The 13,431-nt window shown below is 35.4% G+C and carries 10 protein-coding genes, 1 pseudogene and 1 other annotated feature; of the genes and pseudogenes, 2 read left to right on the top strand and 9 right to left on the bottom strand.

All coding sequences use genetic code 11. The features are described from left to right. Positions 1 to 93: 93 nt before the first annotated feature. The 8 genes and pseudogenes from ACIQ7N_RS23230 to ACIQ7N_RS23195 all read right to left on the bottom strand — a co-directional run. Positions 94 to 303, bottom strand: a pseudogene (locus ACIQ7N_RS23230) (GNAT family N-acetyltransferase); the annotation flags it as partial. Positions 304 to 403: 100 nt separating this feature from the next. Further along, entirely contained in the window at positions 404 to 2,377 is a 1,974-nt protein-coding gene (locus ACIQ7N_RS23225; RefSeq protein ID WP_402936572.1) for a S9 family peptidase, read from the bottom strand. Next, positions 2,364 to 2,849 (bottom strand): DinB family protein, encoded by a 486-nt coding sequence (locus tag ACIQ7N_RS23220; protein ID WP_402936570.1) that lies wholly within the window; start codon positions 2,847 to 2,849, stop codon positions 2,364 to 2,366. The genes ACIQ7N_RS23225 and ACIQ7N_RS23220 overlap by 14 nt, the downstream gene beginning before the upstream one ends. A gap of 734 nt (positions 2,850 to 3,583) precedes the next feature. Continuing rightward, positions 3,584 to 6,673, bottom strand: coding sequence for an isoleucine--tRNA ligase (gene ileS / locus ACIQ7N_RS23215; RefSeq protein WP_402936568.1), 3,090 nt, complete (start codon positions 6,671 to 6,673; stop codon positions 3,584 to 3,586). 53 nt (positions 6,674 to 6,726) lie between these two features. Further along, positions 6,727 to 6,966 (bottom strand) — a binding site (T-box leader). Positions 6,967 to 7,047: 81 nt separating this feature from the next. Then, positions 7,048 to 7,899, bottom strand: coding sequence for a DUF2785 domain-containing protein (locus tag ACIQ7N_RS23210; RefSeq protein WP_402936566.1), 852 nt, complete (start codon positions 7,897 to 7,899; stop codon positions 7,048 to 7,050). Between the two features lie 187 nt (positions 7,900 to 8,086). Then, positions 8,087 to 9,061: a DUF3221 domain-containing protein gene (locus ACIQ7N_RS23205; protein ID WP_402936564.1), complete on the bottom strand. Its 975-nt coding sequence runs from the start codon at positions 9,059 to 9,061 to the stop codon at positions 8,087 to 8,089. Continuing rightward, positions 9,054 to 9,575, bottom strand: a complete 522-nt coding sequence (locus ACIQ7N_RS23200; RefSeq protein ID WP_402936562.1) for a sigma-70 family RNA polymerase sigma factor — start codon at positions 9,573 to 9,575, stop codon at positions 9,054 to 9,056. The genes ACIQ7N_RS23205 and ACIQ7N_RS23200 overlap by 8 nt, the downstream gene beginning before the upstream one ends. A gap of 101 nt (positions 9,576 to 9,676) precedes the next feature. Then, positions 9,677 to 10,114, bottom strand: coding sequence for an Lrp/AsnC family transcriptional regulator (locus ACIQ7N_RS23195; protein WP_402936560.1), 438 nt, complete (start codon positions 10,112 to 10,114; stop codon positions 9,677 to 9,679). Positions 10,115 to 10,255: 141 nt separating this feature from the next. Here ACIQ7N_RS23195 and ACIQ7N_RS23190 point away from each other — a divergent pair, with 141 nt between their 5' ends. After that, a complete protein-coding gene (locus tag ACIQ7N_RS23190; RefSeq protein ID WP_402936558.1) occupies positions 10,256 to 10,840 on the top strand; it encodes a DJ-1/PfpI family protein in 585 nt (194 codons plus the stop codon). 49 nt (positions 10,841 to 10,889) lie between these two features. Here ACIQ7N_RS23190 and ACIQ7N_RS23185 read toward each other — a convergent pair whose 3' ends face one another. Next, on the bottom strand, positions 10,890 to 11,741 hold the full coding sequence (locus tag ACIQ7N_RS23185) for a LysR family transcriptional regulator (protein WP_402936556.1): 852 nt from the start codon (positions 11,739 to 11,741) through the stop codon (positions 10,890 to 10,892). Positions 11,742 to 11,917: 176 nt separating this feature from the next. Here ACIQ7N_RS23185 and ACIQ7N_RS23180 point away from each other — a divergent pair, with 176 nt between their 5' ends. Next, positions 11,918 to 13,060, top strand: coding sequence for an MFS transporter (locus ACIQ7N_RS23180; protein WP_402936554.1), 1,143 nt, complete (start codon positions 11,918 to 11,920; stop codon positions 13,058 to 13,060). The last annotated feature ends 371 nt before the right edge of the window (positions 13,061 to 13,431 follow it).

Here is a 13,431-nt window from a genome sequence, read left to right as displayed (position 1 = left end):
TGCATACTAACACCTCGGTATTAGTATGAAATGAAAGAGCATTTTTGTACATCATTATTCAAGCAGGAATGTACATATTTAAATTAGCATTTATATATACGCCTCATTTGAATGAGTTTGAGAAAGAAATCCTATTAGAAAGCCTACAAGTTTACCATCCTTTTCTGCAATGAAACTCGTTTGTGTAAAATGGTCGAAGAATAGTTTTGGTAACTTATCCGACATATTCCTGCCACCCCACCACTCATTGATTAGCGGTGAAATTACATAGTAGTCTGAACCTGTAACTGAACGAATCTCCATTTTAATCCCCCTCGTATTTATGTAAAAAATTTTTTAATCATCTTAAAAATCAATGAGAACCATTTGTTCTTTCGCATCCTGTGAGGATATCCTTTATTCATCATAAAACCGTAAAATCTTTCATACTTTCTCCAAGAATATAGTGGGAAAACCACATCAAATTCTGCTTCATAATTGCCACATTAATTCCTGGCTGGTCAGAACTATATGCCATTCCTTTAAAAATAATTAATTCTGTATCAACTTCCATATCCTTTAATCCTTGATATAGCTCATATGCATTGGGAATTGGTACTCTTGCATCTTGTTCGCCATGTTGAATTAAAGTAGGAGTACAGGCCGATTTAATATATGTCATTGGTGATGTTTTAGTATATACCTCTGGATCATTCCATGGATCATTTCCTAAATACGTCCTTGTGAAGTAAGGTATATCAGTATTTACATATTGGGTTCTCCAATTCGTTATTCCGCCTCCAACAGAAACAGCTTTAAATCTACTACTAAATGTAGAACAGAAAGCTGCTACATATCCCCCGTTGCTCCAGCCCATAACCCCTACTCTATCTTTATCTGCCATCCCTTTGTCAACTAGTTTATCCACTCCAGATATAACATCATCGTAGTTAACAATCCCTAGTTTTCTATAATTTGCTTTTAAAAATTCATTACCATAACCAGAACTTCCTCTATAATTTGGTTCTAAAACGATAAAGCCTTTTTCGATAAACTGTTCAATAGGATATTTCTCATTAAAACAGTTCGAAAATATTGGAAATGATGCCCAGGCTGGACCACCATGGACTACCACTAATAAGGGATATTTTTTATTCGCGTCAAAGTCGACTGGGGTTGATAAAACTCCCTCTATTTCAAGACCATCACTACTTTGCCATGAGATTATTTCCCTATTACTTTTAAGCTTTCCTTTGAAAAAGCTATTTTCACTTGTTATTTTTTTATCGTCTAAATAAATTTCAAAGGTTTCATTTGTTATAGCCTTATTATAGGATAGATGATTTCCATCCCGTGTTATAGAAGCATCCATAATAAAGCTATCTACTTTATCGCTTAACATTTCCACAGAGCCATTCTCAGATAACAACCCAATAAGAAAATTAGTTTTATTCTGCCATCTAATTAATATTCCTTTAGCTGTCCACTGTAATGGCATAACCGTACTATCAAAATCTGTTAAAGGTTGAATTAGCTCTCCATTATTCATATCGTATATTTCTAGCGTACTATCTTGTATATGGGTCTTATAATAATCCTTCTCTCTTATGCTTGCTGAGTAACATATTTTGCTACCATCAGGAGAAAAGCAAACATCCCCTGCCAACAACTTATCTATCGTTATCTTTTGTAGTTTCCTAGCTTTAATATCTAGTATGTATAGAACGCCATTATTATAATCTTCCATATTTGGACTTGGTGTAGCCATCAATACAACCTTTTTCCCATCATTTGAAATATCAAATTCATGAACATGAAAATCCTTACCATCAGTTAGTTGATTAACAACGTTATTTTCGTGTTCATCTTTATCATTTTGTATCACTTTTTCTATTTCAATATAATATAAACAATTTTTCTGGTATTCCTTACCTATCTGATGGAAATCTCCATATAGTTCCTTACGTTTCTTTATCGCCTTAGATTCTTTTGATGGTGCAACATAATATAAACCCTTACCAGTAGGCTCCCATTTGAATTTACTGACCCCTTCTTTCTCATCAGTAATTTGAACACCCCTATAATCATCTTTAGACTTAACAAAGATCTGGTTTTTCTTATTATGCCCATCATCAACTGGACTAAGGTATGCGATAGCTCTAGAATCTGGAGACCATAAAGGGTTTGAACTATCCATATCCCTAGTTGTTAACGGGGAACACTGCCCCTTATCTTTTTCATATACCCATACATGATTCCTATAAATATTGTCTTTCCAGTTAGCCATCTTCTTGACAAATGCTACGTTTTTGCCATCATCACTTATGTTTGTATCGGATAAGGTTGATATTGAAATAATCTCTTCTATACTTAAATATGTTTTTTCATTCCTTTTCATTAATAGTCCTCCTCATTAACTCTCTTCCAATAAAGTTAGCTGGTACAGGGCTTAATTCTAATTCTCTCGCCCATACAGAAAGTTGACCCATGTGGTGTATTTCGTGCGTAATGATATGGTGTAATATCTCATCAACAGTATATATATCTTCATCCCAAGAAACACTAACTAGCTTTTCTTTTAAACTTCCTAAATTTGTTGCTAAAAATTCAGCTATTTCATTTCGTGATTTAGCTGAAAGAGATTTAACCTTTTCAAGTGTATTATAATTAACAAACTGAAATGCTACATCTTCTTTCCCTTGAATACCACGAATCCAACTATATTCCACATCAATTATGTGAAAAAGTGTATATAAAATATTTCCTACCCCACCCCTACGGTCTTTTAACAACTCTTCAATTGTCAGTTGATTGCACCAATCAAACCATTCATCCCTTACTTGCCAGTTATATTTAAAGAATTTAATCATTGTAGGCACTCCAATCAAACTTATTACATAATATTTCGATATAAATCCAACTTTTTCCTCCTCTAACAAACTTGCGTTAGTTTAAATATGATTCTTTACAAATTCTTGATATTCGATAAGTACATTATGTATTAATTTCTTCAAAGTGTTCATTCGTTTACTGTAGCGTGTAACGACGCTGCAGCTTTATCTTTTTCAATCGTCATGAACTATTTGAAACCTTTTCCATTTTTTATACGTAAAGTAAAACAGTATTCCTTTATTATTATTCGGAGGTATTTACATGAACTCTTTTGCACTTATGGCCTTTTCTTTTGCTTGTTTATCATTCACCTTTGCTGTCTCAGCTGATGCTAAGATTAAAAAGTTAGAAAGACGGATTGTTCGTCTATGATAAAGTCTAGAGATGATTTTGACATGAACATCCATCTACGGTCGATTTAGTTGAATAAGGCTCATTTAATTGATAAAACTTCATTTTAATCATTTTTTTTAAAAAGGAGTTTTATCAATTATTTATTCCTCGCTACACAATTTGTTAGAATACTATACTTTTATATAACTCAAACTATATCTTTAAACACAAATAAGCTGAACTAATATCAAAATTAGTTCAGCTTAAAATAGCTATTTCTGATTGTGTTAAGTGCATTATAAAATATTAATTTCTGGTCTTACTTGACCACTTCTTCTGTGGATCAGAGCGTTTGAAACTTACCCGATCATAAAGAATTTTATAGCTTGAAATAAACAGTAACTTTTTCATCAAACACTTCTGTCTCCATATATTGTTCACTATGATGGTCACTCACATAATGAATATCCTTTAATAACACATTTGCCTTTAGTACCGCTTCGTGCTGCTGGATGATGGTTATTGCTTTAGCACTTCCAGTAATCGAAATCGATACATATTGCTCAACAGGCAGTTTCCATTGTTTGCGTGTATCTTGAATTGTGCGAATTAACTCCCTAATTTGCCCTTCCTCAAGTAAGCTAGATGTCAGATGAACATTGATAAGAACTCGGCATGAAGCATCTTCTGCTAACATATACTGGTCCTTTACAATGGATTCGGTTAACACGTGTGATTTTAATAATGTTACCTGTTCCCCATCGATCGATAAAGCTATTGAACCCGTTCGCTGTAATATATTTTTCTCCTCGTCATTTAAATTCACTACATAATCTTTTACTTTGTTCACTCTAGCTCCAAATGCTGCACCTGCTGTTTTAAAATTAAGCTTATAATGAACCGTTTCGTAAGCTGAAAAATCATTTGTCCAAACGCATTCTTTAATATTTAATTCATCCTTCACGAGCTCGCTATATGGTTGATAATCTGTTAACTCGCCATCTACAGAAACAATGATTTCACTTAACGGCTGCTTTACCTTGATTCCTTGACTATTACGGATGCTACGGCCAAGCTCTACGACTGTTAAAATATTCGCCATCTCTTTTTCAAGCTTAGCATTAACGAGCGATTCATTGTATGTTGGGTAGTTTTGTAAATGAACACTTTTTCCTGCTAATTGTCGATATAAATCTTCCGCAATAAATGGTGTGAATGGTGCTAGTAATTGACAAATTGTCGTTAGTAGCTCATACAGTGTACTATAGGCACCTCGTTTATCCTCTGTCAGCCCATTTGCCCAAAATCTTGCTCGTGAGCGACGGATATACCAGTTACTTAGTTCTTCCACAAGCTTGCCGATTTCACGTGTTGCCTGTGTAAATTGATAGTCATCCATTGATTTTGTCACAAGCTGAATTGTATGATGTAACCGAGAAAGTATCCAATGATCTAGCTTTGTACGTTTACCTGTCTTTTCAGCATCGTACTGGAAGCCATCTATTTCCGCATATAATTGATAAAATTTGAACGTATTATCTAGTGTATCAACTAACTTTGATTTCGCATCCATCACAATCTTCTTAGAAAAGCGTTTAGGATTCCAAGGAGAACTGTCCACTAAGAATGCCCATCTTAAAGCATCTGCTCCGTACTGTTCTATTAGTTCAACTGGCTCTAATGCATTCCCTTTGCTTTTCGACATTTTCTGCCCATGCTCATCTAAAACATGCCCTAAGGAAAGGACATTTTTATAAGGTGCCTTCCCTGTAAATAAAGTCGAAACCGCTAATAAACTATAGAAAAAACCTCGTGTTTGGTCGATGCCTTCGATGACAACATCAGCAGGGAATTGATTGTGAAAAGTAGTAAGGTCTCCAAAAGGATAATGATGCTGCGCAAATGGCATGGATCCACTATCAAACCATACATCGATTACTTCTGGTGTACGTTTCATGTCACCACTACATTTCGGACAAGTACACACAACCTTGTCAATATACGGTTTGTGAAGCTCGATGCCTTGTAAAGTGTCTTTCGCTAATTCTTTTAAAGATGCCATACTATTTGGCGCCTCTTCATGACCACAATCCTGACAAACCCACACATTTAGCGGTGTACCCCAATAGCGATTACGGCTAATATTCCAGTCCACTAAGTTTTCTAAGAAATTGCCAAATCTACCGTGTTTAATGTGATCAGGATACCATGTAACTTGTTCATTATTTTGTAAAAGTTTATCTTTCAATGAAGACATTTTAATAAACCAACTGTCAGTTGCGTAATAAAGCAATGGTGAATCACAACGCCAGCAATGAGGGTAACTATGCTCATATTTTTCCTTATCAAACAATAGCCCCTTTTTCGCAAGCATTTTTATAATATCGACATCACAATCTTTCACAAATTTACCGGCAAGCTCTGCAACCTCTTCTGTATAGCAACCCTTTACATCAACAACATTCACAAACGACAGCTCATTTTGCTGTACCGTTTTATAATCGTCCTCCCCATACGCAGGTGCGATATGGACGATACCAGTTCCACTATGCTCTGTGACATAATCTGCTAATACAACGACATGCCCCTTATTCACTTTGACATAAGAAAATGGTGGGGTGTACGACACACCTTCAAATTCATGCCCCTCATGTTCACTTAACACTTCAACAGAATCAGCAAAAACTTTATTCACTAGTGATTTTGCTACGATATAGATTTTATTGTACTGCTTCACTCGAACATACATAAGCTTAGGATTCATAGCTAATGCAACATTAGCGGGTAATGTCCATGGAGTCGTTGTCCAGCCTAGAAAATATTCATCTTTATCCTTTAGCTTAAACATTGCTGTGACAGACAAATCCTTTACATCCTTATAGCCCTGTGCAACCTCATGAGAGCTTAATGATGTTTGACAACTAGGGCAATATGGTGAAACTCGGTGCCCTTTATATAAAAGCTTTTTCTTGTGCACGTGACTTAAAATATTCCAAACGGACTCAATATAATCATTACTTAGCGTTAAATACGGGTCATCCATGTCAATCCAATAGCCAAGCTGTTCCGTAAAGGAGCGCCATTTTTTCTCATAAGTAAAAACACTGCCCTTACACTCTTGAATAAATTGTTCAACACCATAGTTCTCAATCTCTTGCTTGCCAGAGATACCTAGCTTTTTTTCCACGCCTAACTCTACAGGCAAACCATGTGTATCCCAGCCAGCTTTACGTTCAACCAAATAACCTTGCATCGTTTTATATCGAGCCACAACATCTTTTATTGTTCTGCCAAATGCGTGACCTACGTGTGGTAAACCATTCGCAGTTGGCGGACCTTCATAAAAAACAAAAGGCTTATTGCTAGAACGGTTCGCCACAGACGCTTGGAACGTTCCTTCTTGTTCCCATAATCGACGAATCCTTGTCTCTCTTTCTACAGTTGTTTCTTTTTTTACTTCGACTTGCATGTACATTCCTCCTATACTAAATGTATAAAAGGCATACAAAAACCCCGTCCCAAGTAAGGGACGGGGTTAACCGCGAATACCACCCTAATTCTATTGAAGCAACGTTCAATAGCACTCAGCAACGTACAATCATACGTGTTCTTTTTAACGGTAGACACCCGGATTAGCTTACTATGTTCAGCCAATCTTCTCAGAGAGGATCTTCATGTAACACCTGCACACCGACTTCCACCAATATGTCGGCTCTCTGTAGAACAAAATGAAACACTACTCTTTCTCATCAACGAATTTGTATGCTTTTATTGTCACTCATCTTAACAAACTAATTTTTGTCTGTCAATCATTTCAAAGTACTAATATTGGTCGTAATTTTCCTATAATTCATCGAGACATGCTTCGAGGCTTTTATGAAGAGTCACGAACTTAGGATTCCCATTTGTTTTAATATAAAAGCTTTTCACAAAGGATTTACAGTTAAAAACTAAGATTCTATGATGCTGTACATCGAGCTGTTCTTTTTTTACTTTTAAAGTAGCAGGTAATACTTGCAGTAAATTAATGATCTCTTGCTCCTCTAAACCATGCCCAAGCATTGTGAAAATAGGTACTAAAATCCGTTCATCTTCATTATGTATGAAAGCATAATTTTCTTGCAAAATGGCGTTGTATAATGCCCTTACAATTTCAATATAAGAGGTTTTATTTAATTTTGGATTTTTCACCAATTCATTGATTGCATCAGCCGTATGGGCAACACTATGAGCCCACCCTTTCACTGGCACATAGCCCCTTACATCCTTCTCTGCTGCTAAATAAGCTAATATTTTATCTTTACAATCAGCGATTTTCTGTTGGGATAAAAAATCATCTGCGTTATCTCTAAATAATATTAGGGCAATCAATAGCGACGTAAATGTACGGGTAAAAACTAAATCCGATTCCCTCTCTTCGATACCCTTATATAATAAATGATTCAAACATTCCTCTAAAAGCTCCGTTAAATGTGCATGCTCTAGTAAGTTTTTTTCATGAATCAAGTCATAAAACGATCCATAAATTAAGTCATCTCGTAGTTCACTATCTAATGAACCGATATGTAGCATCATGGATTGAATGAGATCCGTATGATCCTTGTGCTGCCATGTTCTAGCTCCACTTTGTAATTCTTTGAGTATTTCTTTTAAGTCATCTTCCTTCAATAAGTTTTCGTTTTGTAGTATACCCATTATTTTTCTCCTTTTTATAGTGACTTTTATTCGAATAATGAAAAACCACTTTCTCGATAAATGCCCTCCAGCTTCCATCCCTCATTATACAAATACTTACAATAATTATACCTTAATCCAACTATAAAAAATAGTTTATAAAAAAGCTAGACATTCTTGAAATTTTTGAATTGTCTAGCCTCGTTCATTAATGGCCTTCCAGTATTTTCATGCTATCTATATCCGCAATTTTTATGATAGCATCATCATCTTTCTCTAATTCTTCGCTATAGTTAACTTCTACATAATCTCCAAGGGACAATGTTGTAGGATTATCGATTAATGGGAACCACGTACCATTACCATGTTTTTGTACGATTTTGTTTATTGATAATTTACCAATAGTCGATTTATCTGCGTTCGAAACGACTAAAAATTCATGTTCCTTGATTGCTACGACTACCCCACGTTTTGAATAAATTTCTTTTTCCACTACTGGAATCTCATATTTTTTACGTAGGGCTTCTATTTCTTGACCATAATGCTCCTCTAAATAATCCAATGCTTCTCTCTTCAATAAAAAATATTGGATCGATTTATTTACATCTTTAGATTGATTTTTTTCATGTTCCCAAAGTGAATCAGTTGTTGCCACTTTATATGCTATTGGATTTATATATTGTTCGAAATATTCTTCTCTTGTAACATTCAGTATTTGTAATTTCTTGGCAAACACCACTTGGTTTTGTTTTTCACTGCCTTCTATAAAAATATCAAGATATTTATCAATTTTTTGTTGTGTAGGCACTATCTCCTTTAACTGTGCGTAAGCATACAAAGATTCTTCTTCTAAAAAGAAGTCAAACTTCTGCTTCCTTACATCATTGGACCATTCCACCCGAGGATCCAACTTCAAAATGAACTTTAGATAATTTTCATCTAAAACAATTGGTGTACTTATTGATTGCTCTGGTGTACTTGCTTTTTGATCTTGATTTTCGCTGTATTGAGCATATAAAAAGATTCCAATACAAATTGTTACTATAATAGACATTACACTATACTGCCAACGCCAAGACTTTTTTTTCATCTCACGCTGTTCCAAATGCTGTACTACATTGGTCATAACACGTTTTTTGCTTTCTGTTAAATCCTTTAATACCCTCACATCGACTTTACTCATGCAGTAGGACCTCCCATTCAATATGCTGTAACTTCGGCCTTAATAACTCTCGTCCACGACGTAGCCTTGTTTTCACCGTACTCTCCGGAATACTTAAAAGCTCGGCAATTTTAATAACAGGCATTTCCTCAAAATAAAAATAAATAAGGACCTCACGCTGCTTTAATGGTAGTGCTAAGATGGCGTTTTCTACTAAGGTTTGTTCATCCTGCTGTACTAGCATGTCCCTTTTCGTAATAGCCTGCTTAGCAAAGATCTTCTGTTGAACTTGTATTTTACGGTATGTCCAGCTGCGTAAATAGTCTTTACTTTTGTTAATAACGAGCCTCGATAAATATGCCCGTAATTCTCCTCTTTCTTCATAGTTTTGCTGATTATCGTAAAATTTAATAAATACATCTTGAACGATATCTTCGGCACTTTGTAAATCCTTGACGTAATAAAAGGCAAGTCGGATGAGCCTTTCTGTATGCTGCTGCATTATTTCTTCGAGTTCTTTAATTTCAAGCAACATCTCTCCCCCTCTCTACCCTATAAACGGTGCTCACGATAATGAGGTTTGCTTTTTTGTATTTTTTTAAATAAAGATCTGGATAAACTCCAAATTTACTTATTCTAATTTTCATCAGAGAAAGGAGCAATGACCGCTTTTTTATTTGAAGAAAGCACAATATTTGTAGATGGCGTTCCATAAGGCATTGCCTCATCTATAAACTGTTCCAATGTTTCTACTGAATTAGTTGCAATTTTTACAATATAACTTATTTCACCCGCTACACGATAGCATTCGAGGACATCAGGATGTGCGTTACAAAAATTCGAAAGACTTTTACAATCAATTGATTTAAATAAAATAATAGCTTGAATATCGCGATTTAGCTTTTTTAAATTTACCTTCGCACTATAAGCCTCAATAATCCCCTGCTCTTCTAATTTTTTAACACGCTCAATAACTGCTGGAGATGATAAATGAACCGTCGCCGCTAATTCCTTCATCGACATTTTTGCATTTCGCTGCAATTGCTTTAAAATTTCTGTATCTATTTGATCCATATGTATCCACCTTTTTTAATTAATTAGATTTAATAAAATTCCTTTTATAATAAAGCAATTCATCTGAATTACATTATACAGCTTCTGTCATTAGATAGCCCTTTTCTTTACAATTAAACATATAAAGGAGGCATTAACAACATGAAAAAAATATTATTACTATTAGCAAATGGTTTCGAGGCTGTTGAAGCGAGTGTTTTTACAGATGTACTTGGCTGGAATAAATGGGAGGGAGACGGCACAACAGAGGTCGTGACCGTAGGATTGCATCAGCAATTACAATGTACATGGAATTTTAACGTAACACCCGAAAAGTTACTTCATGAAATTTCATTAGCGGAGTTTGATGCACTAGCGATTCCTGGAGGTTTTGAAGAAGCTGGATTTTATGATGATGCCTTTAGCGAGGAATTCCAGGCGGTCATTCGTCATTTCGATGAACATAAAAAACCGATTGCAACGGTTTGTGTAGCTTCCCTAATTTTAGGTCATAGCGGAGTGCTGAATAATCGAAAAGCTACTACTTATAATCATCCAACAAGTAAACGATTAGCACAACTACAATCCTATGGTGCAGACATCGTCAATGAACGAATTGTTCAAACTGAACATATTATTACATCATCAAATCCTGGAACTGCATTCGACGTTGCATTTAGCTTACTCGAAATGCTAACATCTGAGGAAAATACAAAAAAGGTTAAGGATTTAATGGGGTTTAAATAATTAAAAGAAGCTGTCTCCTCTAAACGTTTGGAGACAGCTTCTTTTCTATTTAATTTGATATTAATTGATAGAATTTCGATCCTAATTCTTTATTTTTTGTAACCAATGAAATCGTTCTGGATCTCCCAAAATTATGAATAGGTAAAGCAAAAAGTTGAAGATGACTGATATTTTTAGCCATTAGCTCGGGTACAATCGTAATTCCCATTCCAGAAGTTACAGCCCCAAAAACGAAATCACCAAAGTTCACTTCACTTATGATATTCGGCGTGTAGCCAAGTGATTGTATTTGTTCTACTATATCCTTCCTTGAATCACAAGGAGCTTGATGAACAATAAGCGGTTCCTCACACAATTCTGCAAGCTTAACTGTTGTTCTTGAATTAAAACGATGATTCACAGGAAACACCGCATAGTAAGGTTCCGTAAACAATTCCCAAGTCCACAAAGATTCTCCGGTATATTTGGCATCCACAAAGACAGCATCAAGTCTACCTTTTTCTAAAGATTGTAGCAGTTCGTTTGAAGTATTTTGAATCATTAATGTTATAGGTCGATCTAGTAACTTAAGTTTTTGCATTTTGTTTGGCAAATAGTAAGTGGCTAAACTAGGCAGCGCACCAATAGCAATAGGATTGCTTTGACTAAAATGCTGCAATTCTTTACGAATGGCAGATATTTCAGCCAAAAGGGGTGTAATTCGAGTGTAGAAACGTTCACCAGCTTTTGTTAATTCGATACCAATGGATGTCCTATGAAATAGTTCGACGCCAAGATTATTCTCTAAGTTTCTTATATGTTTACTTAGTGCAGGTTGGGATAGATTCGTAATTTGAGCAGCTTTAGAAAAACTTTTTTGATTGGCAGCAGCAATAAAACTATGTAACCATTCTGTATTCATTGTATTCCTCCATACCCTATAACGATTTGTTATACCCCTATAAAATAGTGATTGTTCCATATTCAACGTTTTTTAGTAATCTATTAAATATAGATGGTACTTCGATTATAACATATTGTTATAGGTTATCTAATCGACATAATACTTAGCATCATTAATATATGGAGGTTCTTTAAATGAAAAATGTTTTATTATTATCCTTTGGCATGTTTGCCTTAGGTTTTGATGCCTATGTGATCGCAGGGCTTCTCCCAGGAATTAGTGATACGTATCAAAAAAGTACAGCGCAAGTTGGCCAAGCTGTAAGTATTTTCACGTTATTTTACGCAATATCAGCGCCGGTATTTTCTTCTTTACTTGCTGGAAAACCAATTAAAAAAATCTTAATATGGTCAATGTTAATCTTTACGATAGCGAATAGCATCACAGCTTTAGCGCCGACCTTTTCTATTCTTCTACTATCGAGAGCAATTGCGGGAACTGGCGCTGGCTTATTTTCACCTTTAGCTGTAGCGGCTTCTACAAAGTTTGTTTCTAGCGAAAAGAAAGGAAGAGCTCTAGGATTGACTATTGGGGGAATGAGCTTGGGAACAGTGCTTGGTGTTCCTTTAGGCATCTATATATCGAACGTATTTGATTGGAAAGTAACACTATGGTTATTAGTGATAATCGGTGTCATTGCTGTTGTATGTATGGTTATTTTTTTGCCTGATTTCCCAACAACACCTCCCCCAGCACTTAACGAACGATTAAAAATGTTCCTAGATAAAAGAATAACTATAACCGTATGTATAACATTTTTCGCCAGTGTTGCGAGCCTAGGATTATACACATACCTATCTCCCTTATTAGAAGAAATGGCAGACTCCAGTAATATTACGATATATCTTTGGGCATGGGGCTTCGGTGGCTTAGTTGGAAGTATAATGATTGGTTACTTAATCGACTACTTCGGAAAACCAAAATCTTTAGTTACAATCATTTTATTTACTTTAACTTTATCCTTTATTTGTATACCAATAATGATTAGCTTACCTATATTAAAGTACTTACCGTTCTTTGTCTGGGGCGTAATGGGGTGGGCATGCCAAGCACCTCAACAACATATTTTACTATCGTTTCAGCCGAAAAACGGAAGTTCTGCAGTAGCATTAAACAGTTCAGTAAATTATTTAGGCAGTGCAATCGGTGCAAGCTTAGGCGGTATTGTACTTTCCTTACACATCGGAACAATAACATTGATTTATTTCGCAGTAATCTCTATGTCCTTCGCCATTTGTTTACAGTTCTTTAGTTTGAAGAACAAATCTAGTGTTTAGACTAATTAATAATTGTGGTTCTAACTGTTGACTTGATGATTCTATTCGTCATTTTAATAGTTAGAATGGCAGCTTTGACTGGGTTATCCTTCATTTTAGGATGGGGCTTTCCGTTGTTTTGTCGATTCTTTCCGTCGTTTCGATGGTTCCATCCGTCGCTCTGGTGATTCTTTCCATCACTTCGAAGGGTTCTTCCGTCGTTCGCGATTCTTTCCGTCACTTCGGCGGGTTCTTCCGTCGCTCTGCCGATTCTTCTGTCAAGTCCTTAATATTGTGGATTGAGTCCGTATAATTGTGTAAAAAGAAAAGGGGTCATTTTCTTTCCTCTTGGTTACAATGTTTTCAACCACGAAAATAAAGTAAAGTGAGGA

It is taken from the genome of Lysinibacillus sp. NPDC095746 (assembly GCF_044763535.1).
Classification (GTDB): domain Bacteria; phylum Bacillota; class Bacilli; order Bacillales_A; family Planococcaceae; genus Lysinibacillus.
The sequence above is the reverse complement of the archived record's forward strand: the minus strand, read 5'-3'. Positions and strand labels throughout refer to the sequence as shown.